The following is a 21,144-nucleotide window of genomic DNA, read 5'->3' as shown; positions in this document are numbered from 1 at the left end:
CCGTACGTGTTGTGGACAGGGTCAAATGTCCCTACCCATTGGTCACTTGAGATCGCAATCGCAAGCATGTGCTCGCCCGCGCCCCACATCTGACGCTTCGTCAGCTATGGAGGTACGCTGACCTCGGTCAACGCACCGCGAAGGGAGTCCACATGGGCAAGCTCGACGGACGTGTCGTCCTCGTCACAGGCGCCGCACGCGGCCAGGGGGAGCAGGAGGCCCGGCTGTTCCGGGCGGAAGGGGCCGAGGTCGTCGTCGCCGACGTCCTCGACGACCAGGGCGAGGCCCTCGCCAAGGAGCTGGGCGCGCACTACGTCCACCTGGACGTGAGCAGTGAGGATGACTGGACGGCCGCCGCGGCCGCCGCCAAGGCCGCGTACGGCCGCGTCGACGGGCTCGTCAACAACGCCGGCATCCTGCGCTTCAACTCCCTCGTCGACACCCCCCTCGACGAGTTCATGCAGGTCGTGCGGGTCAACCAGGTCGGCGTCTTCCTCGGCATCAAGACCCTGGCCCCCGAGATCGAGGCGGCCGGCGGCGGCACGATCGTCAACACCGCCTCGTACACGGGGATGACGGGCATGGCGTACGTCGGCGCGTACGCGGCGACCAAGCACGCGATCGTCGGCCTCACCCGCGTGGCCGCGCTGGAGCTGGCCCGCAAGGGCATCCGGGTCAACGCGGTCTGTCCCGGCTCCGTCGACACCGCGATGACCGACCCGGGCGACGAGGCGTCCGCGGAGGCCGTCGGCAAGCTCTACCGCAAGCGGATTCCGCTCGGCCGGATCGGCCGCCCCGAGGAGGTCGCCCGCCTCGCCCTCTTCCTCTCCTGCGAGGACTCCTCCTACATCACCGGACAGCCGTTCGTGATCGACGGGGGCTGGCTGGCCGGAGTGAGCCTGTGAGCCGGTGACCTTGTGACCGCACGGCATCTGTCCGAACCCGTCCATCTGACGGTACGTCAGCTATTGACGCTCCACGGGGCCGGTGGAACAGTCGGCCGTATCCAGATCTGACGTACTGTCAGAAACAGTTGCCGGGTATCGCTGAGGACGGTGAACCTCCTTGGAATTCGGGCTCTTTGTACAGGGATACGTGGGCAAGCGGGCCGAGACCGACCCACTCGCGGAGCACAAGGCGCTGATGGAGGAGACCGAGTACGTCATCCAGGCGGACAAGTCCGGCTTCAAGTACGCGTGGGCCTCCGAGCACCACTTCCTGGAGGAGTACTCGCACCTCTCCGCCAACGAGGTGTTCCTGGGCTACCTGGCGCACGCGACCGAGCGGATCCATCTGGGGTCCGGCATCTTCAACCCGCTCGCCCAGGTCAACCACCCGGTGAAGGTCGCCGAGAAGGTCACCATGCTCGACCATCTCACCGAGGGGCGCTTCGAGTTCGGCAGCGGGCGCGGGGCCGGCTCGCACGAGATCCTCGGCTTCATCCCCGGTGTGACCGACATGAACTACACCAAGGAGATCTGGGAAGAGACCATCGCCGAGTTCCCCAAGATGTGGCTCCAGGACGAGTACGTCGGCTTCCAGGGCAAGCACTGGTCCCTGCCGCCGCGCAAGATCCTGCCCAAGCCGTACGGGAAGTCGCACCCCGCGATGTGGTACGCCGCCGGGTCGCCGCCGTCGTACTCCATGGCCGCCCGCAAGGGACTCGGCGTACTGGGCTTCAGCGTGCAGAAGGTCTCCGACATGGAGTGGGTGCTGGAGAAGTACAAGACGGCGATCGTCGACGCCGAGCCGATCGGGGACTTCGTCAACGACAACGTGATGGTGACGACGACCGCGATCTGCGCGCCCACGCACGACGAGGCGGTGCGGATCGCGGTGAACGGCGGGCTGCACTATCTGCCCTCGCTCGTCTTCCGCTACCACGACACGTTCCCGCGGCCGGACGGCTTCCCCGTGTGGCCGGAGACGCTGCCCGAGTACAACGAGGAGTTCATCGAACTGCTCATCGAGGAAGAGCTGTTGATCTGCGGGGACCCCGACGAAGTGGTCCGGCAGTGCAAGCGGTGGGAGCAGGCCGGGGCGGACCAGCTGAGCTTCGGGCTGCCGGTGGGGGTGCCGAAGGAGGCGACCCTGCAGACCATCCGGCTGGTCGGGGAGCACGTGATCCCGAAGATCGACACGGATCCCGTGCACCGGACGTCGCGGTTCCGGGCGGCGGGTTGAGGTCGGTACGGCGGCCGCGGGGCGGTGGGGGCTGGTCGCGCCCACGCGGCGGAGCCGCACATCGACGCGGCCCCGCGCCCCTGGGCCGACCGCGGTACTCGGTTGCTACTAGGCGCCCGGAGGGGTGAGGCATGCTCGACCATGTCATCAAAGGTGTGACCGTCGTCGACGGGACCGGCGCTCCCGCGTACACCGCTGACGTGGGGATACGCGACGGTCGTATCGCCGTCGTCGGGACCGTCACCGAAGAGGCCCGCACGTCCGAGGACGCGGCCGGGCTCGTGCTCGCGCCCGGGTTCGTCGATCCCCACACCCACTACGACGCCCAGCTGTTCTGGGACCCGTACGCGACGCCGTCCCTCAACCACGGGGTGACGACCGTCGCGGGCGGGAACTGCGGGTTCACGCTGGCGCCCCTCAACCCCTCCCGTCCCGAGGACGCGGACTACACGCGGCGGATGATGTCCAAGGTCGAGGGGATGTCACTGGTCGCGCTGGAGGAGGGGGCGCCCTGGAGCTGGCACGGCTTCGGGGAGTACCTGGACGCCCTCGAAGGACGGATCGCCGTCAACGCGGGCTTCATGGTGGGGCATTGCGCGCTCCGGCGGTATGTGATGGGCCCGGATGCCATCGGCGGGCAGCCCACCGACGAGCAACTGGACGCGATGCTGCGGCTGTTCCACGAGGCGATGGAGGCGGGGGCGTGGGGGCTGTCGACCACGCAGTCGTCGACGCACAGCGACGGGGACGGACAGCCGGTCGCGTCGCGGCATGCGAAGCCCGCCGAACTCATCGCCCTCTCCCGGGCCGTGGGCGAGCACGAGGGCACGCAGATCGAGGCGATCGTGGCGGGCTGCCTGGACCAGTTCGGCGACGACGAGATCGATCTGTTCGTGGAGATGAGCGCGGTGGCCGGGCGGCCGCTCAACTGGAACGTGCTGACCATCGACGCCGCCGTCCCCGAGCGGGTGCCGAGGCAGTTGGAGGCGAGTGAGCGGGCGCGGAAGGCCGGCGGCCGGGTGGTCGCCCTGACGATGCCGATCCTCACGCCGATGAACATGTCGCTGGGTACGTTCTGCGCGCTGAACCTGATCCCCGGGTGGGGGCCGATCCTGGGCCTGCCGGTGCCCGAACGGATCGAGCGCCTGCGGGATCCCGACGTCCGCGCCGAGATGCTGCGGCGGGCGGACAGCAAGGAGGCGGGCGTCTTCCGCCGGCTCGCCAACTTCGGGCGGTACGTCATCGGCGACACGTACAGCGAGGCGAACGAGGGCCTCACCGGGCGGGTCGTGAAGGACATCGCGGCGGAGCGGGGGCAGGAACCGTTCGAGTGCCTGGTGGAGATCTGCGCCGCCGACCACCTTCGTACGGTCCTGTGGCCCATGCCCACCGACAACGACCCCGACTCCTGGGCCCTGCGCGCCGAGACCTGGCGCCACGAGGACGTGCTGCTCGGCGGCTCGGACGCGGGCGCCCATCTGGACCGTATGTGCGGCGCCCCGTACACCACCCGGTTCATCGGGGACTGTCTGCGCGGCCGGAAGCTCGTCGGGCTCGAACAGGCGGTGAAGATGCTGACCGACGACCCGGCGCGCCTCTTCGGCCTGCGGGAACGGGGGCAGGTGCGGGAGGGCTGGCACGCGGACCTCGTCCTCTTCGACCCGGCACGCGTCGACGCCGGCAAGGCCACCCTGGTGCACGACCTGCCGGGTGACAGCCCGCGCCTCGACTCCAAGGCGATCGGCATCCGGGCCGTCTGGGTCAACGGCGTCGAGGCGATCCGCGGCGACGTGGTGACCGGGGCCGTGCCCGGCAAGGTGCTGCGCAGCGGACGGGACACACGGACGGTGAGTACGAAGTGAGTTCCGCAGGGGCGTCCGAAGGGGCGTCCGAGGGGCAGCGGTTGTTCGTCGGGGGCTCCTGGGTGGAGCCCGACGGAGGGCACTACGAGGTGGTCGACCCGGCGACGGAGAGCGTCGTCGGGTGGGCGCCGCAGGCCTCGCGGGAACAGGTGCACGCGGCCGCCGCCGCAGCCCGCGAGGCCTTCGGCCCGTGGTCACGGACCCCCGCCGCCGAACGGGCGGCGATCCTCGCCCGGACGGCGGACCACATACGCCGCCACCTCGTCCCGTACGCCGAACTCGCGCAGGCCGAGAGCGGTGCGACGACCGGTACGGCGCGGGCGATGCAGGTGGGCGTGGGCTCGGCCCGTTTCCGGCGGTACGCCCGCGTGGAGCCGGTGGAGGAGCCGATCGCCCCCCAGATCAACGAGGCGGGCCCCTTCGGCAGGGCGGCCGTGATGGGCGCCCTCGCCGTACGGCAGCCGGTGGGCGTGGTCACCTGCGTCACCTCGTACAACAACCCCTGGGCCAATCCGGCCGGCAAGATCGCCCCGGCCCTGGCCATGGGCAACACGGTGGTGGTGAAGCCGGCCCCGCAGGACCCGCTCTCCGTCTACCGCATGGCGGAGGCACTGGAGGCCGCCGGTGTTCCGCCGGGTGTGGTGAACGTGGTGAGCGGGTCGGGCGCGGACGTCGGCGAGGCGGCGGTCGATGCGCCCGACGTGGACATGGTGAGCTTCACCGGCTCGACGGCGGTCGGACAGCGGATCGCGGAGGTGTGCGGGCGCGGGATGAAGCGCCAGCTGATGGAACTGGGCGGCAAGGGCGCGGCGGTCGTCTTCGACGACGCGGACGTGGGCTCGGCGGTGGCCGGCATCGCCACCACCTTCTCCTTCTACAGCGGGCAGATCTGCACGGCACCGACGCGGGTGATCGCGCAACGCGGCGTCTACGACCGGCTGGTGACCCAACTGGCCGCATACGCGGGGCGGTTGCCGGTGGGCGACCCGCGCGAGCCGGGCACGGTGGTCGGACCGGTGATCTCGGCGGCGCACCGGGACCGTGTCGAGTCGTACGTCGAGCTGGGCCGCAAGGAGGGCGCGCGGGTGGTGGCGGGCGGTGAACGGCCGCCGTACGACCGGGGGTTCTTCGTCGCCCCGACCCTGCTCGCCGACTGCACCCCCGACATGCGCGTCGTCCGCGAGGAGATCTTCGGCCCGGTCGTCGTCGTCCTCCCCTTCGACGACGAGGACGAGGCCGTCACCCTCGCCAACGACAGCGACTACGGCCTCATCGACTACGTCTGGTCCGGCGATGTCGCCCGTGCCTTCCGCGTGGCCCGGTGCCTGAGGGCGGGGGGAGTGGGCGTGAACACCGTCGGCCGCAACATGGAGGCCCCCTTCGGCGGCTTCAAGAAGAGCGGGGTGGGGCGTGACGTGGGGTCGTACGCGCTGCACGCGTACAGCGAGACGCAGGCGATCGTCTGGCCCGGCTGATGTCTTCCGTGCGGCCGTCGGTGACGCAATGATGTTCGAATGCGGGATGTGCGGCGTGGTGGGCGAGTGGCGAAGGCGTGGCGTTGGCCGCTGTGGGGTGCGGTGGTCGCCGTCGTGGGCGCCCTGTTCGTGCCGATCGGCGCACTGCTCTGGGTGCATCTGTCGGTGACACTGGGCGCGATCGTCACCCTCGTACGCATGGCGAACCGGGAGGTCCCGTTCCCGGTGGCCGTGGCGCAGTGGCGGCTCGGGGGCGACGATCCCGACGTACTGCGCGCCCGTGCCCTATCGGCGGTCGCGTGTCTGCAGCAGGGGCAGCCCGCTCTCGCGGTGTACCGGCTGAAGTCCGTGCTGCCGGACCTGGCCCGCGCCTTGGGGCCGGACCACCCCGAGACGCTGTCCGCCCGCGTGCTGGGCGTCCAACTGCGCGGCCAGATCGGTGACTTGCCCGACCGGCTCACCGCGGTCGACGAAGTGATCTCCGACATCGGCCGCGTCCTCGGTCCCGGCCACCCCGACACGCTCGCCGCCGTCTACTGCCGAGCCGAGTGGCTCGGCCAGGACGGCCGTACCGACGAGGCGGAGGCGGCGTACACCGACGTCATCGCCGCGACCACGGAGCATCTGGGCGCCGACCACAACATGACGTTGATCGCCCGCAGTTCACTGACGATCCTGCGCCACGACCGGGCCGGCCGGACCGGCGACGGGACCGCGTCCGCTGTCGCCGTCGACGACATGGCCGCCGTCGTCGACGCGATGGAACGCGCCCTCGGCGCCGACGATCCGACCACGGCCTCCACCCGCCGCCTCCTCACCCAGTGGCAGAACGCCCGGCCCCGAGAGACCGGCTGATGGACCGCCCTCTCCTCTACCTCGATGTGGACGGACCGTTGAACCCGTACGCCGCTCAGCCGGAGCGGCGGCCCGCCGGTTACACGACCCACCGGATGAAACCGCAGGGCTGGATCGCCCAGCATCCGGAGAAGCCCGCGGCGTACGTCAGGCCGTTACGGGTCTGGCTCAACCCGGACCACGGCCGCCGGCTGCTGGAGCTGAGCGAGCTGTTCGACCTGGTGTGGGCGACGACCTGGGTCGGTGAGGCGAACACCTACATAGCCCCGGTCCTCGGGCTGCCGGAACTGCCGGTGGTGGACTGGCCTCAGAGCCCTGTCACCCAACGGTCCGGGGTGGCCCCGGAGCCCGGCGTGTTCTGGAAGACATCGCGTCTCGTCGAACACGCGGCGGGGCGTCCGTTCGCATGGGTGGACGACGAGATCGGCACCGCCGACCAGCGGTTCGTGGCCACCCACCACCGGAACTCCGCCCTGCTGCACCGCGTCGACCCCCGGCTCGGCCTGCGCGAACCGGACTTCGCCACCCTCGCTGCCTTCGCCCGGACCACCGGCCGGGCGGGGTAGAGATACGGTCGGCCGATGATCGTGTGGGTGAACGGGGCCTTCGGGAGCGGAAAGACGACGTTGGTCGAGGAGCTGCGGGGGCTGTGGCCCGAGGCGCTGGTGTTCGACCCCGAAGTGATCGGCTACGTGCTGAGGGAGATCGTGGAGGTGCCGACCGGCGACTTCCAGGACCTGCGGCTGTGGCGGCGGCAGGTCGCCGAGTCTCTGGTGGGCCTGGTGGAGGAGTACCGGCGGCCGGTGCTGGTGCCGATGACCCTGGTGAACCCCGCGTACGTGGCTGAGGTGTTCGGCGCCATCGAGGCGGCCGGCATCCCGCTCCACCACTTCTTTCTCAAGGTCCCCGAGGGGGTGTTGGTCGCCCGGATCGACGGCCGCAGCTTCACACCGGACGACCCCGAGCAGGACGAACGGGTCCGGCAGTGGTGCAAGGGGCGGATCGCGGCGTGCGTGGCCGCGGCCGACACCTTGCCCACCGACACGGTCTTCCTGGACGGCGAGTCGAGCCCTGGCGAGCTGGCCGGACTGGTTCTTCGCCGAGTAGCCGAGTAGCCGAGAAGCAGCTCCGCCGAGTGGCCGGGTGAGGGCGCGTGAGCCGTCGGGCTTCGGTGTCTAGTCGCCGAGGTCCTGTTCCGCCGGCTCACCGCGACCGATCGACAGGGACCAGCGCACTCCCGAGGTGGCGGTGACGGAGACCGTGCCGGCGCGCTCCGCGTCGTCGATGGCGAACTGGTTGCCGATGCTGGTCACTTCCCCGTCGAGGCAGTCCATGGGGAAGGAGGCGTCCATGGGGCGCAACACGACCTCGATGGTGCCCTTGCCCTCGCAGTTCACCGCGACGGTCAGGGCCTTGCCCTCGTCCTTCTCCGCCTTGCCGAACTCCAGGTGCGCACTGCCCTGCGTCCGGTTCTGACGCAGGACGACGCGCTCGGCGAAGTGGTCCGGGGCACGGTTCGCCAACTCGCTCCGCGAGTCGAACTGGTTCGAGTCGGCCGCCGGTGTCGCCTTCGCCGGGGTCGGCCCGGCCGTCCGTACGGGCCGCTGCTCCCGCGCCTCCGTGTCGCCGCCCGACGAGCAACCGGTGGCGGAGAGGAGGGCGGCAGCTGACATGAGCGTCAGGGTGATGAGTGTGCGGCGTGACATGAACTACCCCCGTCGGTCGGCCCGTTGGTGGCGGGCGAGGCCGTGATCGTGGCACCGGGCCGAGAGCGGCGACAAGGCGAAGGGGCGACTTCAGAGGAGGATCTGAGGTTGCACGACGCTTCCGCGACAGGGCAGAACCTTTCCCGTCAATCCGCCTTCCCCCGCGTGCGCATGCGGGCCACGGAGCCGATCTCCAGCGCCGTCCACATCGAGCCGTCCGGGCCCAGGGCGATGCCGTGGGGTTCTGAGGAGGGGGTCGGCAGGTCGTGCTCGTGGATCTCGTACATGTCGTGGATGTCATGCGTGTCGTCGTGACGGCCGTCGTAGGTGATCCTGCCTACGCGGTTGCCGCCCCACTCGGTGAACCAGCAGCCGCCGTCGGCGTCGGCGGCGATGGCGTGCGGGCGGGACTCGGGGTCCGGGAGGGGGAACTCGTCGATCTTCCCGTCCGGTGTGATCCGCCCGATCAGGCCGGCCCCGATCTCGACGAACCACAGGGCTCCGTCACCACCGGCGGTGATACCCACGGGGGCGGCGCCCGGCGTCGGCAGCGGGTGGACCGCGACCTCCCCGTCCAGCGTCATGGCACCGATCGAGTTCGCCCGGTTCATGGTGAACCACAGCCGGCCGTCCGGCCCGGCGGCGATGGCCGAAGGAAACGCGCCGGAGAGCGGGAGCGGGAACTCGTCGACCTCACCCTCGGTCGTGATCCGGCCGATCCGGTCGGCCTCCGCCTCCGTGAACCACAGCGCGCCATCGGGACCGACCGTGATCCCGAACGGACCGGCAATCGACGTCGGCAAGGGGAAGGACGTGACCTCTCCGGCCGTACTGATCCGCCCGATCCGGTGCCCCAGGAACTCCGTGAACCAGAGCGCGCCGTCCGGCCCGGCCGTGATGATCGACGGCCCGCCGGACGTCGAGCCGAGCGCGTACGACGTGGCCTCACCATCGGGCGCGAGTCTGCCGATGCGCCCGGCGTGGACCAGCGTGAACCACAGCGCGCCGTCCGGCCCGGCGGCGATTCCGTACGGCCCGGCGGCGGCGTCGGAGACGGGGAACTCCGTGATGGACACGGTCGTCGGCCGGGAAATCATGTATGCGGTTCCCTCGTTCATGGCTGGGGGCTGGGGGCTGGGGGCTGGGGGCTGGGGGCTGGGGGCTTGTCGGCTGTGGCCCGGTGGTTGGGGGCCGGTGGTTGAGGGTCGGCGCGCAGTCGTCAGTGGTCGGCGGGAGCGCGTTCGGGGGCGGCGGCGCCCGCCCCGCGGGCGAGGCGGGCCTCCAGCGCCGTCCGGCACCCCGGCCACTCCGCCGCGGTGATCGAGAACATCGCGGAGTCACGGAGGCGGCCGTCCTCCCCCGGCGCCCAGGAGGGCGACCAGTTGCGCAGCACGCCCTCGAAACGGGCGCCCACGCTTTCGATCGCGGCCCTCGAACGGCCGTTGCGCGCGTCTGTCTTCAGATCGACGCGGGCCACGTCCCACCGCTCGAAGGCATGCCGGAACAGCAGGTACTTGGCCTCGGTGTTCAGCCCCGTCCCCTGCGCCGACGCCGCGAGCCAGGTGAAGCCCACCTCGATGGCGCACAGCCCGCCGCCCTCCGTCGGCCACAGCCGCGGATCCCAGAAGCCCGTGGCTCCGACCGCCCGCCCCGACGTCCGATCGATCTGCGCGTACGGGGCCAGTCGTCCGGCGGTGGCACGGGAGAGCTGCGCGTCGACGTACGCCTCGACCTCTGCCGCCCTCGGCACCCATGTGAACCGGTACGAACTCCGGTCCTCCTCCGCCGCCACGGCCAAATCCGCGGCGTGACGGTGATCCAACGGTTCCAGACGCACGCGTGTGCCCTCCAGAACCGGTCCCTCAAGCGTGAAACTCATCTGCCGCCAAAGCCCATCGATTGCCGGAACAGCGTTCATCGTGCGTCGTGCGTCGTGCCCGGCGGGTGGCTGCGCGCTGTCGTCGGGCTCCGACGGCACAGCGTTCCAGAGCGGTCGTGCCGGTGTCGCGTGAATTCCGGGCGGTGGCAGGGTGCTTGGATGCGGCCGCGCACCGTCCGTATGGTCCGGGGTTGGCCTCGGCCCCTACCTTGGGCCGCATGGCTGAGGAGATCTTCCGTGACCGACGGCTGGCCGAGCTCTACGACCCGCTCGACCCCGATCGCGGTGACCTGGACGCCCACCTCCTGCTCGCGGAGGAGTTCGGCGCGCGGAAGGTGCTGGACATCGGCTGCGGGACGGGCGTGTTCGCGTTGCTGCTGGCGGACCGTGGGGTGGAGGTCGTCGGGATCGACCCGGCCGGCGCCTCCCTCGATGTCGCACGGGCCAAACCGGGGGCGGACCGGGTCCGCTGGATCCACGGTGACGCGACGGCCCTTCCCCCGCTCCAGGTCGACCTCGTCACCATGACGGCCAACGTGGCGCAGGCGATCGCGGACCCGGAGCTATGGCGGCGGACACTCGCGGGCGCATACGAGGCCCTGCGGCCGGGCGGCCACCTGGTCTTCGAGACCCGCGACCCGGCCAGACGGGCCTGGGAGGCGTGGAATCGCGAGGACTCGCACGGGGTCACCGAGGTGCCGGGTTTCGGCACGGTCGAGACCTGGGTGGAACTGACCGAGGTCGCCGGCCAACTGGTCACCTTCCGGTGGCACTACACCTTCGACGGCGACAAGAAGGAGCTGACTTCCGACTCCACCCTCAGATTCCGCGAGCGGCACGAGATCGAGACGGAGCTGGCCGCTCACGGATACGTGCTGGAGGACGTACGGGACGCTCCCGACCGGCCCGGCAGGGAGTTCGTGTTCGTGGCGCGTCGGCCGCCGGCGATGTGACGGATGAAGCGGGCGTCGTACCGGATCACCCAGAACCGACTCACTGAGCCGGCCTTCGGCGAACTGGCTGGAACTCTGGGTTTTCAGGCGTGCATCAGGTCCAGCGCCTGCTTCAGGTTGTGCTCGGCGATACCCGCCATGAACGCCCGGTCGGGGAAGTCCCCGTCGAGCAGCCGCAGTGGCCCCGCCGTCAGCGAGAGCCGCTGCGCGAGCATGTAGAGCGCGAGCCGGTCCTCGTCCAATCCGGCCGCCGCCAGGGGCTGGTAGGCATCGTGCAGGCGGATCCGTAGAAACACGTGCTCCCACTCGACGTCGAAGTACATCGTGCCCTCGATGTCGATCGCCACGGGGTTCCCGTCCGTGTCCACCAGTACGTGGTCGGGCCCCAGTTCGCCGTGCACGACCGCGTACTCCGCGCGCGGCCGCACGGCCGCCGCCAGGTCCAGCAGCCGCTCCTCCAGCCGGTCGCGGGCGTCCGCTATCCGTGGATCGCGGGAGGCTGCCTCGGCGAGGTCCCGCAGCGCACGTTCGAGAACCACTCCCTCGCACGACGTACCGCGTGAGGACCCGCCCGCGTCGACCACGGCGACCTTGCCGTAAGCCGGGGCCCGGTGGAGCCGCATCGCCTCCAGCGACTCCGCGAGCCGGGCCATGACCGGAGCGGCCGCCCGCCGGTCGCGCGCGAGCAGCTCCTCCAGGCTCTCGCCCTGAAGGTCCTCGACGATCGCCAGGTCGGCCGGGCAGTGGGCACCGTCGCGGTCGACGAGACGGATCGCCGGGACGCGGACGCCGAGCGTGTCCAGCCGCGTGTGCGCGGCCTCGAACAGATCGAGTCCGAGGCCGGGTGAGAACGGGTCGGTCAGGTCGTCGTCCCCCTCGGCGGCAGGCCAGTAGTTCTCGGCGTCGTCCCACAGGTAGGCGATCGCGGTCGTCGCGTCGTCCATCACCAGGCGGTACACGCCCTTCTTGCTGCCGCCCGCGACCCGCTCGACCGCCGCCAGCCGCCGTCCGCCGCCCAGCGCGGCCCGCGCCGCACCCGCCAACTGCTCCCGTGCCACTGACCTGGAAGCCACGTTCCGAACCGCCTCTCCGCCCCGGTAATCCGTCCGGCGATCAGTTGAACACGGGAGCCTGTCAGCACGCGAAGGACGTCAGAACGCCGACGCCGCCTGGCTTCCACGATGTCGAGGAGGCGCCGGTACTTCTCCAGGAGCGCTTCGGCGTCGAGCATCGCGGGTCCGTGGAATGGGGCTTCCGGGTACAGCGGCTGCTGACGGAACTGCGAGAACGGGTAGGCGGCTGAGCTCGTCGCCGAGCGGTGAACGGAGTCGATGTCACCGGCCGCCACCAGCACCGTGATCTACTCCACCAGGGCCAGGGCCAGGGCCAGGGCCAGGGCCAGGGCGACGGCAGCGGTAAGCCTGCTGGGCCCCCTGCCGACCACGATCGCGGGACGTGAGCGGCCTTGAACAACGGCCTGCTCGAGGAAGCCCAGTTCGGCCGTTCTGCTCACGAGCGGCACCCCGGCAGCACCTCGGTCGTGCGCCGTCGTGTCGTACGCCTGTGTCATCGCGTTCCCTGCCTGCTCAAGCGAAGCCTCTCTCATGGAGTTGTGCGGAGTCGGACTCATACGCGGGGGCCGGACCGTGACGAAGCCTCGGTCCGGCCGCGGTCCGCCTGCGGACGTGCTCACCCGCATCAGGCGGGCTGCCCCACCCCTGCCTTCGACTCGGTGTCGCCCGGCGCTCCGGTGAGCACGCGGATCTCCGTCTCCGTGTAGTCCGCGCCGCCGGGCTCCCGCCGGTCGCGCACCGAGCCGATCCACCCCAGGAAGAAGCCGACGGGTATGGACACCAGGCCGGGGTTGCGCAGCGGGAACACCGCGAAATCGGCGTCCGGCAGCAGCGCGTGGGGGTCGCCTGAGACGGCCGGGGACAGCGCCACCAGCAGCACCGCCGTGCTCAGCCCTCCGTACATGCTCCAGATCGCCCCCCGGGTGGTGAACCCCTTCCACCACAGGGTGAAGAGGATGGCCGGCAGCACCGCGGAGGCCGCGATCGCGAAGGCCAGGCTGACGAGGAACGAGATGGGCAGGTGCTGGGCGTACAGCGACAGCACGATGGTCACGAGCCCGATGAAGACGACCGCCAGCCGTGCGACCAGCAGTTCGCTCTTCTCCGACGACCTCCCCCGCATGATCACCGCGCCGTAGATGTCGTGGGCGAGCGCGCAGGCCACAGTGAGCGTGATTCCGGCGACGACCGTCAGGATCGTCACGAACACCACGCAGGAGATCACGGTCAGCAGGACGGTGCCGCCCACGTGCTCGGCGACCAGCAGGATGGCGGTGTTGCCGGAGTCGGCGTCGGCGACGATGGTGTCCCGGCTGAGCAGGGCAGTGGCGCCCAGCCCGTTCACCACGACCAGCACGACGAAACCGAGGTTCAGCAGCCCCATCCACTGCACCGAGCGGCGGGCCCTGGGACCGGTGGAGACGGTCGACAGGCGCATCAGGACGTGCGGCAGCCCGGCCGCTCCGAGCAGGAACGCCACCTGCAGACTCACCAGGTCCAGCTTGCTTACGCCATCGTCGTAGCGGATGCCCGGGCGCAGGAACTGCTCACCGAAGCCGCTGCGCCCGGCCGCCTGCGACAGCAGGTCCGCCGGGTTCCAGCCGAAGCGCCACAACACCGCGAGGGCGAGGGCGACGCACGCACCGATCATCAGGACGGCCTTGACGGTCTCCAGCAGGGTGGTCACCCGCATCCCTCCGAGGACGACGAAGAGGATCATCACCAGACCGAGGCAGGCCACGATGCCCCGCTGAGCGGCCGGCCCGTCGTAGCCGAGGACGGGCGCGGCGAGCACCCCGGCTCCGACGAGCTGGGCGATCAGGTACGGCAGGGAGATGAACAGGGTGGTGATCCCCGCCGCCAGGTGCACCGGACGCGACCGCAGACGGTGGGCGAGTGTGTCGCCGACGGTGAACCGCGAGGTGCTGTGGTACGGCTCGGCGACCAGCATCAGCACCACCACCCAGGTGACCGCCGGCGCCAGTACGTAGGCGATGCCGTCGAACCCGTTGAGGGAGATCTGTCCGGGGTTGCCGAGCATCGAGGCCGCGGACATGTACCCGCCGAAGAGCGCGATCCCGTTGACTGCCGACGACAGCCGACGTCGGCCGACGTAGAAGTCGCTGAGGTCGGTGCCCTCCGATGTGGTTCCGAGGAGGGAGAGCAGCAGGGTGAGGACGACGAAGATCGCGAAGATGGCGAGGACGGGGCCGACGTCGTGGGGCGCGGCCAGGGCGACGAAGGTGTTCACCGGTGGCCCTTTCGCTGGGGCGGGAGAACGGGTCTGAGCCGCGCCGCCACTGGATCGAGCTTGGTGCCCGCGTAGCGCCCGTACCACACCATCGCCCAGGCGGCGAGGGCGAGTTCCACGAGGATGAGCACGAGGCCGATGTTGACCGGCCCGAGCAGCCCGGTCCCCATGAAGCCCGGTACCTCGGCGGCCAGGACCACGGCGCACACCTGCCCGCCGGCCACGGCGGCGGCGACCTTCGCGGGCGGCTTGCGCGCGGCGCGAAGCTTGCGCAGAGCGGCGGCGTCGTTCCGGGACGGGAGTGACCGCAACTGCTGGGGGGCGCGGTCGGACCATGAGCCTTGCTCGTTGGTTTGGGCGCGGGGACCGGAGTGCCCGTACGGATCGGTGTCGTCGTGACGGTCGGTTTGCTCGTACGGGTGCATGGGTGTCCTCAGCTTGGAAGGGCGCACAGCCGGCGGAAGGACTCGCGTGGTCGGGGGAAGCGGCATATGTCTGGAGCCGACGGGCCCACAGCCGCGAAGAGTTGGTCTGACACGATGCACCGGGGGTGCCCGGCCGGGTGCCGTCCGACAGCGCAGACGTCCGTACCGTCCGCCACCGGGGCCGCAGCGCGACCACCAGGCACCTGCACCTCATTGGCCGTTCACGGTGCCGTAACGGCCCGCCATGCGACAAGGCTGGTCAGGCAACGATCCGGCCTACTTGCGTACGTTTCGTTCTTCGACGAGCGACCGAGCCGGCTTGCTGTGGCGGACACAAACCCTTGCAGTGGCCTGTCGGTGAATGTTGTGCTTGTGGAAATGGGCCAACGGGTGCGGTTCCTGGTCGCGTTGGGAGAAGGGCATGGGCAGGTCGTCCCCGGACGTCATCGTCCCTTTCGGCGTTCCGTCACCGGCCCGCGAAATCCTGGAAGCTGGGCCCCCGAGGTCCCCCACGACTGGTGGAAGGCGGGTGCGCCGCGACGCCACATCGGAACTGAGGCACTACGAGCAGATTGCCCGGACGTACGGGCACACCTGCATCTCGCCTTCCGCGTTGGACGAGGAGGGCCGCGCGCTGCTGCTGCGCGCCTGTGCTGCGCTCGCTCGGATCTGGCACCTGTGGCTCCAGCGTGACGACGGGCCGAGCCATGAAGTCCTCCTGGGTTACGACGACTTCGGGCAGCCCGTGAGCGGGCCGCGGTTCGTGCACGAGCCGTGGGAGATCGCGCGGACTCTGCTTGCCGTCTGCCCTGCGGCGGGTGACCCCGCCGACATCGACGGGATGTCGCCGGAGGAGGCCGTGGCAGCGATCACGGCTCAGGTGGAGGGACTGGAGTCCGAGGCCGCCGACTTGCGGGAACACGGTACCGAACACCCGCAGGAGCTCACCGCATTCACCGAGTGAGGGCACCGAGAGAGCCGAGAGCGCCGGCGGTGTGGCTGAAAGGCCGACGTTGCAGCTCCGGAGTGTTCGGTTGCGCGGCTGCACAAGTTACTCATTGGGCACTTGCCGGGTGAGTAGAGACATCCGGACCTTCGCGCTGTAGGTTGACATTTTGTTGAACCCGCGCGGTGCTCGGCCGTCCGCCCTGCCCGTCATGTCTGTGCGGCCTGGGCGCCTGGCCTGTCGTGACGCCCGGGGTGTGCACGCCACCGCGCATGTCGGACGAGGGTGTTCGGCGTGCGCGGCTCCGTGCGGGAACGGACTTTCCCCCTCTTTCCCTCGTTCAAGGAGTACGCGCATGCGCTTGAGCAGATCGATCACGGCATCTGTGGTCATGAGCATGGCAATAGGTGTGGTGCTGGCGCAGGGCGCGGCTCACGCGGGCTCCCCGGGGGCCCTGTCGCGTGACTGTTCCGACCTTGTCCGCATACGGGCCTTCTCCGACGACCTCGACAAGAAGACGCTGGATGACGTCTACGTGGGCAATCTGTCCGCCCTCGCCGTCGACCGGGGCGGCCGGATCACCGCGGTGTCCGACGAGTCGTACGTCTACTCGCTCGACGTGCGGGAGAGGGCCCGTTCGCTGAGCGCCGAGGCGGTGGCGGTGGCCTCGCTCACCGACGCGAACGGCAGGGCGCCGGACTCCGAGGGGCTGGCCGTCGACCTGGACGGCACCCGGCTGATCAGCTCGGAGACCGAGCCCTCCGTCACCCGTTACGACCGTGACGGCACGGCGGTCGAGGCACTGCCGGTACCGGCGGCCCTCGCCGTCGCCCCGGCTGGACGGGCGGTACGCAACCAGACCTTCGAGGGGCTGACGCTCCAGCGCGGCGGACGCACCCTGGTCGCCTCGATGGAGGGCGCGCTCTCCGGGGACCAGGCCGACGTGGTGCGGCTGCAGACCTGGCACCGCGCAGGCCTTGGCAAGTCCTTCAAGGTCGGCGCCCAGTACGGCTACCAGGCCGACACAGGCCTGGGAGTCGTCGAGCTCGCCGCTGTCGGAGACGGCCGGCTGCTCGTCCTCGAACGCGGCTTCACCGTCGGCGTCGGCAACACCGTCCGCCTCTACTTGGCCGACCCGCGCCGGGCCGACGACGTCAGTGGCACCGAGGCCCTCACCTCGGACGGCCCGGCCCGGCTGGCGTCCAAGACCCTGCTGGCCGACCTTGTCGACTGCCCGAGCCTCGGCGCGACGGCCGAACAGCCTCAGCCCAACCCCCTGCTGGACAACATCGAAGGACTGGCCGTGACCGGCCACACAGCCGCCGGGCGCCTGCGGTTGCTGCTGGTCAGCGACGACAACGAGCGGGAGACCCAGATCACCCGCCTGTATTCGCTCGATGTCCGGCTGCCGCGTTGAGTGATCGGGCAGCCGTGACGTGGCCGGCGCGTCGTCCCACGCGACCGCGGGAGCGACGGGCCGGCCGAGGCGGGTTCAGTGGTTCGGCCCGAGCGGGTGGCTGAACCCCTGATCGGAGATGAGCCCCGCCGCTTCGCAGAGGTCGGCCGCGAACCGCTCGACCGCGTCGTAGGGGAAGCGGTGGCTGGGGCCGCTGACGGAGAGGGAGGCGATGACCTTGCCGGAGAGGCCGGTGACCGGGACGGCGACCGCGGTCGGGCCCTCGTCCCACTCGCTGCTGCTGACCGCGTAGCCGTGATGCACCGCCTCCTGCGCTCGCGTGCGCAGTTCGTCCGCGTACGCCTCGCCGTGCGGGGAGGAGGCGGCGACGCGGCGCAGCAGGGTGTCGGAGGCGTCCCGCAGGAGGATCTTGGAGGAGGCGCCGGCCCACAAGGGCTGCTCGTCACCGATGTCGACGACGTGGCGCAGAGGGTGCGGGCTCTCCTCGTGGGCGACGCAGACGCGTCTGAGGTCGCGGGCGACGAACACGTTTCACTCGCCGCCGACGACATCGCCGCCACCGCCCGCCGACTCCGCACAGCCGGCACGCGACTGCTCCAGATCCCCGCCACTACTACGACGACCTCGACGCCCGCTACGAGTTCACCCCCGGCGAGCTGGACACCTACCGGGAACTCGGCATCCTCTACGACCGCGGCGAGCAGGGCGGCGAGTTCCGGCACCTCTACACGGCAGCCGTCGACCACGCCTGGGATATTGTTCAGAATTTCTGTCTGACTGGGACCTTTGGGGATCTGGGAGAGTTGTGCGAGTTGTAGTGCCCATCCGGGTCACGTTCACGTCGTCCAAGACGGCACCGCCCACCAGCCGCAGATGCTGATCATGACCGATGCCGAAGCCGCCGACCGGCTCACCGCCACAGCGCCCGGGGACATCTGACCCTCGCCCCTGCATACAACGGGCCCGGGGAGGCGACCTCCCCGTGCCCGTTGTATGGAATCGTGCACTGTTACGACGGCGCGACGCACGTTTATTTCTACAAGAATGAAGTGACCGAAGAAATCTACTGATGCGACTACAAGATCAAGCTGGGTGGAGGGGAGAGAAGGTGAGAGTTCGCTATTTGGGTTCTCCGGATTCACCGCCCAATCCCGTCGACGGCAGGTACCACCTCACCCCCGGCCGGGAGTACGTCGTGCTCGAACTGCATGTGAGTAGCGACGGTTCTTCCTCGCTGCGAATCGAGGACTCGTCGGGTGAACTCGCTGGCCTGTACAGTGGGAAGTGCTTCGATCAAGTGTCGGACGTCATCCCTTCCCAGTGGAGTGTGGAGATCAACCGCCGGGGTGGTTTGAGCCTCGGGCCGAGGGAATGGATTGCAGGCGACTTCTGGGAGCGCATGATGGAACGTGACCCAGAAGCGGAGTCCAGTTTCGAAGTAATTCGAGACGCGATTCTGGCAGAGGATCCCAGCACGTAAATCGCTGCTTCATAACTTCCTGTCACAGTCGGCCACCACCCAGGCTGAACGCCCCCGACACGGGTTGCGTAGCTTGGTAGCCCGCAACTAAGCGCGAGTCGCAGGTCCACGTCCTGCCCAGCTTTGAGAAGGGGCCCCGGCACTGGCAGGGCCCCTTCTGCACGCGCTTCATGAAGCCCCCGGCCTACCCAGCCGACCTCGCCGACACCCTCGGTTTTGTTCAGCGGTGTCCGGCGGTGAGCCGGCCGTCGAAGGTGATGTCGAAGGCTTGGAGCGCGGCCTTCCAGTGCATGGTCCAGCGTTTGCGTCCCGTGTCGGTCGGGTCTGTGGACGTGGTCCCTCGCCCCGTTGAACTCCACCAGCTCCGGCGACAGTTGAACACGGGAGCCCACCAGTACGCGGAGGATGTCAGTCGCGACGTGGGAGTTCCTTCAGCGAGCGCAGCAGGGCGCCGAAGGCAGAGGGGGCGGCGTCGAGTACGGCTTGGGTGGGGTCGGCGGACTCGATGAGGCGGATGGTGGTGGGGTCGGCGGATATGTGGACGCAGGCTTCGCCTTCTTGGCAGTGCGAGGACTTCTGCATGGCGGCGACGTGGACGCAGGATTCGCCCTGGCCGCAGTAGGACGACTTCTGCCAGGCGTAGGCAGGCATGGCTTTTACCCTTCACAGGTCGTGGACGAGGTTGTGGATGAAGTCGCGCGATTTCGACGGCTTGAGGGCTGCTTGTTCCATACGGTCCAGCAGCATGCGGTAGGTCTCCAACTGGGCTTCCGCGTCCACGAGTACAGGCCCGTGAGACTGATCCAGTGAAACCGTGTCGAGTTGGGGGACGGGCCCGTACGCGTAGAAGATGTTCTGCCCGGAACCGGGGTAGGCGCCGATGGCGAACGGGATCACCGTCACGGTGATGTGCGCCTGTTCGCTCTGTTCCACGATGTGATCCAACTGACGTTTGGCGACGGAGGGGCCGCCCACCGGCACACGTAGTGCGGCTTCGTGGATGATCGCGCGGAACGGCACCGCGTCGTTGTGGTCCAGTAGCGCTTGACGCTGGAGACGGTGACTCACCCGGTGCTCGATCTCGGAACGGGAGAACTCGGGAACCACCTGCCGGAAGATTTCGCGAGCATGGTCGGTGATCTGCAGCAGTCCGGGCACGTGTGCCGTGTTGGCCGAACAGAGCGCGGTCGCGTGATGCTCCAACTCGGCGATGTTCAGGAGCGTGGGCGGGAGCACTTCGCGAAACGTCTCCCACCAGCCGCGTGACTTGTCGGTCGAGATGTCGACCAGGGCCTCAACGAAGGCCTGGTCCGCACATGAGTAGGCGCGGGCCATCGCTCGAAGCCGATCGGGGCTGACACCGAACCGGGCCGACTCGATGTTGCTGAGTTGGCCCTGGCCGATGCCGAGGTGCCGTGCTGCCTCGGTGGCGGTCATACCCGCTCGTTCGCGCATTTTGCGCAGCTCGACAGCCAGCCGGAGGCGGCGGGCGGACGCCACGGGCTTCGGGGGCATGCGAACTCCTCTTGTTCAGGACCGACTGGGGTATCACCCACACGAGGGAAGCTTGTCGAAGTTTTCGCGGATTCATCAAAAGTTACTTGCGTGGGCTCTATTTTATTTCCAGGCGCCCCACCCAGAAGTGCCCCGCTCGACGGAGCGGCGACGGCCACTGGGTACTGCTCGACCCCGACTTCGACTGCTCAACGACACGATCCAACTCCCCTCAGTGACCGGAGACTTTCATGGCCACCGTATCGCCGTCGCTCGACTACACGCTGCGCCTTCCCCGCGACCCGCGCTCCCCCGGCGTGGGACGTGCCACCCTGCGGGCCGTGCTGGCAGCCCATGACCTGGATGAACTCCGCCCGGTGGCAGAGCTGTTGGCCACGGAGTTGCTGACGAACGCCCACCAGCACACCACGAGGGAGTACGCCCTGCGGGTGGTGGAGATCGGCGGGCGGTTGCGGGTGGGGGTGTGGGACCGGGACTGGCGGGTGCCGGCCGGGTTCGAGGGCAAGGGCGAGCGCGTCGATGTCCACGCCGACTCGGAGCGCGGTCGGGGGCTGTGTCTCGTGCGGGCCTGCTCCGAGGATCGGGGAGTGTCCGTCCTGCGCGACCTCGGCGTCTCGCGGGGCGGGAAGTTGTTGTGGGTGGACTGCGGGGCCGCGGTGGGCTGAAGCAACCCTGCCGGGGGTGCGGCGGTCTTACCCGGCGTCGTGATCGGAGGGTCGGCCTCCGCCCGACTCGTACCGGCGACCGACCGGAAAGGGCGTACTCCATGAAACCCGATCCCGATCCCAATCTCTGCCTGGCCGTTCCGGAGGGCTTCGACGACACGGACGCCGAGTCCCAGGTGCATCCCATGGCGAGGAAGCTGTTTCCCGCCACGACCGCCGCGGACGCCTTCAGGAAGGCCCATGAGTGGGTGGGGGAGCACGACGTCTTCCTCGTGGACGTGTCATGGGACTTCGCACACGACGAGGACGAGCCCTACACGCTGAGCATCTACTTCACCTTCGAGCTGGAGCCCGAGGACACCTGACAGGGCCAAGGGCTGTCCCGCAACCGCTGTTTGTGGCAGACGCTCTGGCGGGAGGAGCTGGACCCTGACGGCCGTTCGTAGGCCGGATGACGG

23 protein-coding genes are annotated in these 21,144 nt (G+C 69.6%); 13 read left to right on the top strand and 10 right to left on the bottom strand.

From position 1 onward, the window contains the following. The first annotated feature begins 152 nt into the window (after positions 1–152). From OG202_RS21795 to OG202_RS21765, 7 genes are all read left to right on the top strand, one after another. Entirely contained in the window at positions 153–905 is a 753-nt protein-coding gene (locus tag OG202_RS21795) for an SDR family NAD(P)-dependent oxidoreductase (protein WP_328223372.1), read from the top strand. Positions 906–1,065: 160 nt separating this feature from the next. Continuing rightward, a complete protein-coding gene (locus OG202_RS21790; RefSeq protein WP_326582043.1) occupies positions 1,066–2,184 on the top strand; it encodes an LLM class flavin-dependent oxidoreductase in 1,119 nt (372 codons plus the stop codon). Positions 2,185–2,315: 131 nt separating this feature from the next. After that, on the top strand, positions 2,316–4,046 hold the full coding sequence (locus OG202_RS21785; RefSeq protein WP_328223371.1) for an N-acyl-D-amino-acid deacylase family protein: 1,731 nt from the start codon (positions 2,316–2,318) through the stop codon (positions 4,044–4,046). Continuing rightward, on the top strand, positions 4,043–5,521 hold the full coding sequence (locus tag OG202_RS21780; RefSeq protein WP_328223370.1) for an aldehyde dehydrogenase family protein: 1,479 nt from the start codon (positions 4,043–4,045) through the stop codon (positions 5,519–5,521). The genes OG202_RS21785 and OG202_RS21780 overlap by 4 nt, the downstream gene beginning before the upstream one ends. Positions 5,522–5,587: 66 nt before the next feature. Beyond that, positions 5,588–6,376 (top strand): tetratricopeptide repeat protein, encoded by a 789-nt coding sequence (locus OG202_RS21775; RefSeq protein WP_328223369.1) that lies wholly within the window; start codon positions 5,588–5,590, stop codon positions 6,374–6,376. Beyond that, on the top strand, positions 6,376–6,942 hold the full coding sequence (locus tag OG202_RS21770; protein WP_326582047.1) for an HAD domain-containing protein: 567 nt from the start codon (positions 6,376–6,378) through the stop codon (positions 6,940–6,942). The genes OG202_RS21775 and OG202_RS21770 overlap by 1 nt, the downstream gene beginning before the upstream one ends. Positions 6,943–6,957: 15 nt before the next feature. Further along, positions 6,958–7,491, top strand: coding sequence for an AAA family ATPase (locus OG202_RS21765; RefSeq protein ID WP_328223368.1), 534 nt, complete (start codon positions 6,958–6,960; stop codon positions 7,489–7,491). A gap of 60 nt (positions 7,492–7,551) precedes the next feature. On the opposite strand, the gene OG202_RS21760 is transcribed toward OG202_RS21765, so the two are convergent. The 3 genes from OG202_RS21760 to OG202_RS21750 all read right to left on the bottom strand — a co-directional run bounded on the left by OG202_RS21760 (position 7,552) and on the right by OG202_RS21750 (position 9,961). Then, complete coding sequence (locus OG202_RS21760) at positions 7,552–8,049, bottom strand: hypothetical protein (RefSeq protein WP_328223367.1); 498 nt, start codon at positions 8,047–8,049, stop codon at positions 7,552–7,554. Between the two features lie 179 nt (positions 8,050–8,228). Then, positions 8,229–9,179: a Vgb family protein gene (locus tag OG202_RS21755; protein WP_328223366.1), complete on the bottom strand. Its 951-nt coding sequence runs from the start codon at positions 9,177–9,179 to the stop codon at positions 8,229–8,231. Between the two features lie 122 nt (positions 9,180–9,301). Then, positions 9,302–9,961, bottom strand: a complete 660-nt coding sequence (locus OG202_RS21750) for a GNAT family N-acetyltransferase (protein ID WP_328223364.1) — start codon at positions 9,959–9,961, stop codon at positions 9,302–9,304. Between the two features lie 218 nt (positions 9,962–10,179). Here OG202_RS21750 and OG202_RS21745 point away from each other — a divergent pair, with 218 nt between their 5' ends. Beyond that, positions 10,180–10,914: a class I SAM-dependent methyltransferase gene (locus OG202_RS21745; RefSeq protein ID WP_328223362.1), complete on the top strand. Its 735-nt coding sequence runs from the start codon at positions 10,180–10,182 to the stop codon at positions 10,912–10,914. A gap of 83 nt (positions 10,915–10,997) precedes the next feature. Here the strand turns inward: OG202_RS21745 and OG202_RS21740 are convergent, their stop codons facing one another. From OG202_RS21740 to OG202_RS21725, 4 genes are all read right to left on the bottom strand, one after another. Beyond that, positions 10,998–11,972, bottom strand: coding sequence for a phosphotransferase family protein (locus tag OG202_RS21740; RefSeq protein ID WP_328224704.1), 975 nt, complete (start codon positions 11,970–11,972; stop codon positions 10,998–11,000). 302 nt (positions 11,973–12,274) lie between these two features. Further along, complete coding sequence (locus OG202_RS21735) at positions 12,275–12,427, bottom strand: hypothetical protein (protein ID WP_328223361.1); 153 nt, start codon at positions 12,425–12,427, stop codon at positions 12,275–12,277. A 185-nt stretch (positions 12,428–12,612) separates the two neighbouring features. After that, the gene (locus tag OG202_RS21730) at positions 12,613–14,238 is read right to left on the bottom strand and encodes a solute symporter family protein (protein ID WP_328223360.1); all 1,626 of its coding nucleotides are present in this window, start codon (positions 14,236–14,238) and stop codon (positions 12,613–12,615) included. Next, the gene (locus OG202_RS21725) at positions 14,235–14,663 is read right to left on the bottom strand and encodes a DUF485 domain-containing protein (RefSeq protein ID WP_327729169.1); all 429 of its coding nucleotides are present in this window, start codon (positions 14,661–14,663) and stop codon (positions 14,235–14,237) included. The genes OG202_RS21730 and OG202_RS21725 overlap by 4 nt, the downstream gene beginning before the upstream one ends. A 529-nt stretch (positions 14,664–15,192) precedes the next feature. On the opposite strand from OG202_RS21725, the gene OG202_RS21720 reads away from it, so the two are divergent. Both OG202_RS21720 and OG202_RS21715 read left to right on the top strand, forming a co-directional pair. Continuing rightward, on the top strand, positions 15,193–15,627 hold the full coding sequence (locus OG202_RS21720) for a hypothetical protein (protein ID WP_327729170.1): 435 nt from the start codon (positions 15,193–15,195) through the stop codon (positions 15,625–15,627). Positions 15,628–15,964: 337 nt separating this feature from the next. Beyond that, positions 15,965–17,026: an esterase-like activity of phytase family protein gene (locus tag OG202_RS21715; RefSeq protein WP_327729171.1), complete on the top strand. Its 1,062-nt coding sequence runs from the start codon at positions 15,965–15,967 to the stop codon at positions 17,024–17,026. A 75-nt stretch (positions 17,027–17,101) separates the two neighbouring features. Here the strand turns inward: OG202_RS21715 and OG202_RS21710 are convergent, their stop codons facing one another. After that, a complete protein-coding gene (locus tag OG202_RS21710) occupies positions 17,102–17,554 on the bottom strand; it encodes an IclR family transcriptional regulator (protein ID WP_328223359.1) in 453 nt (150 codons plus the stop codon). Between the two features lie 667 nt (positions 17,555–18,221). On the opposite strand from OG202_RS21710, the gene OG202_RS21705 reads away from it, so the two are divergent. After that, positions 18,222–18,506, top strand: a complete 285-nt coding sequence (locus OG202_RS21705; RefSeq protein ID WP_327729173.1) for a hypothetical protein — start codon at positions 18,222–18,224, stop codon at positions 18,504–18,506. Between the two features lie 408 nt (positions 18,507–18,914). On the opposite strand, the gene OG202_RS21700 is transcribed toward OG202_RS21705, so the two are convergent. Both OG202_RS21700 and OG202_RS21695 read right to left on the bottom strand, forming a co-directional pair. Then, positions 18,915–19,157 (bottom strand): DUF397 domain-containing protein, encoded by a 243-nt coding sequence (locus OG202_RS21700; protein WP_327729174.1) that lies wholly within the window; start codon positions 19,155–19,157, stop codon positions 18,915–18,917. 12 nt (positions 19,158–19,169) lie between these two features. Further along, positions 19,170–20,021: a helix-turn-helix domain-containing protein gene (locus OG202_RS21695; protein WP_327729175.1), complete on the bottom strand. Its 852-nt coding sequence runs from the start codon at positions 20,019–20,021 to the stop codon at positions 19,170–19,172. A 230-nt stretch (positions 20,022–20,251) separates the two neighbouring features. On the opposite strand from OG202_RS21695, the gene OG202_RS21690 reads away from it, so the two are divergent. Then, positions 20,252–20,686: an ATP-binding protein gene (locus tag OG202_RS21690; RefSeq protein WP_326582055.1), complete on the top strand. Its 435-nt coding sequence runs from the start codon at positions 20,252–20,254 to the stop codon at positions 20,684–20,686. A gap of 101 nt (positions 20,687–20,787) precedes the next feature. Continuing rightward, positions 20,788–21,051, top strand: a complete 264-nt coding sequence (locus tag OG202_RS21685) for a hypothetical protein (protein WP_327729177.1) — start codon at positions 20,788–20,790, stop codon at positions 21,049–21,051. Positions 21,052–21,144 lie beyond the last annotated feature (93 nt).

Source organism: Streptomyces sp. NBC_00310 (assembly GCF_036208085.1).
GTDB lineage: Bacteria > Actinomycetota > Actinomycetes > Streptomycetales > Streptomycetaceae > Streptomyces.
The sequence above is the reverse complement of the archived record's forward strand: the minus strand, read 5'-3'. Positions and strand labels throughout refer to the sequence as shown.

Excerpts from the sequence above, each read along its gene's own strand:
- OG202_RS21765 (WP_328223368.1), top strand. The coding sequence starts at position 6,958 with ATGATCGTGTGGGTGAACGGGGCCTTCGGGAGCGGAAAGACGACGTTG.
- OG202_RS21700 (WP_327729174.1), bottom strand. The coding sequence starts at position 19,157 with ATGCCTGCCTACGCCTGGCAGAAGTCGTCCTACTGCGGCCAGGGCGAA.
- OG202_RS21770 (WP_326582047.1), top strand. The coding sequence starts at position 6,376 with ATGGACCGCCCTCTCCTCTACCTCGATGTGGACGGACCGTTGAACCCG.
- OG202_RS21745 (WP_328223362.1), top strand. The coding sequence starts at position 10,180 with ATGGCTGAGGAGATCTTCCGTGACCGACGGCTGGCCGAGCTCTACGAC.
- OG202_RS21725 (WP_327729169.1), bottom strand. The coding sequence starts at position 14,663 with ATGCACCCGTACGAGCAAACCGACCGTCACGACGACACCGATCCGTAC.
- OG202_RS21750 (WP_328223364.1), bottom strand. The coding sequence starts at position 9,961 with ATGAGTTTCACGCTTGAGGGACCGGTTCTGGAGGGCACACGCGTGCGT.
- OG202_RS21785 (WP_328223371.1), top strand. The coding sequence starts at position 2,316 with ATGCTCGACCATGTCATCAAAGGTGTGACCGTCGTCGACGGGACCGGC.
- OG202_RS21755 (WP_328223366.1), bottom strand. The coding sequence starts at position 9,179 with ATGATTTCCCGGCCGACGACCGTGTCCATCACGGAGTTCCCCGTCTCC.
- OG202_RS21795 (WP_328223372.1), top strand. The coding sequence starts at position 153 with ATGGGCAAGCTCGACGGACGTGTCGTCCTCGTCACAGGCGCCGCACGC.
- OG202_RS21715 (WP_327729171.1), top strand. The coding sequence starts at position 15,965 with ATGCGCTTGAGCAGATCGATCACGGCATCTGTGGTCATGAGCATGGCA.
- OG202_RS21690 (WP_326582055.1), top strand. The coding sequence starts at position 20,252 with ATGGCCACCGTATCGCCGTCGCTCGACTACACGCTGCGCCTTCCCCGC.
- OG202_RS21685 (WP_327729177.1), top strand. The coding sequence starts at position 20,788 with ATGAAACCCGATCCCGATCCCAATCTCTGCCTGGCCGTTCCGGAGGGC.
- OG202_RS21760 (WP_328223367.1), bottom strand. The coding sequence starts at position 8,049 with ATGTCAGCTGCCGCCCTCCTCTCCGCCACCGGTTGCTCGTCGGGCGGC.
- OG202_RS21695 (WP_327729175.1), bottom strand. The coding sequence starts at position 20,021 with ATGCCCCCGAAGCCCGTGGCGTCCGCCCGCCGCCTCCGGCTGGCTGTC.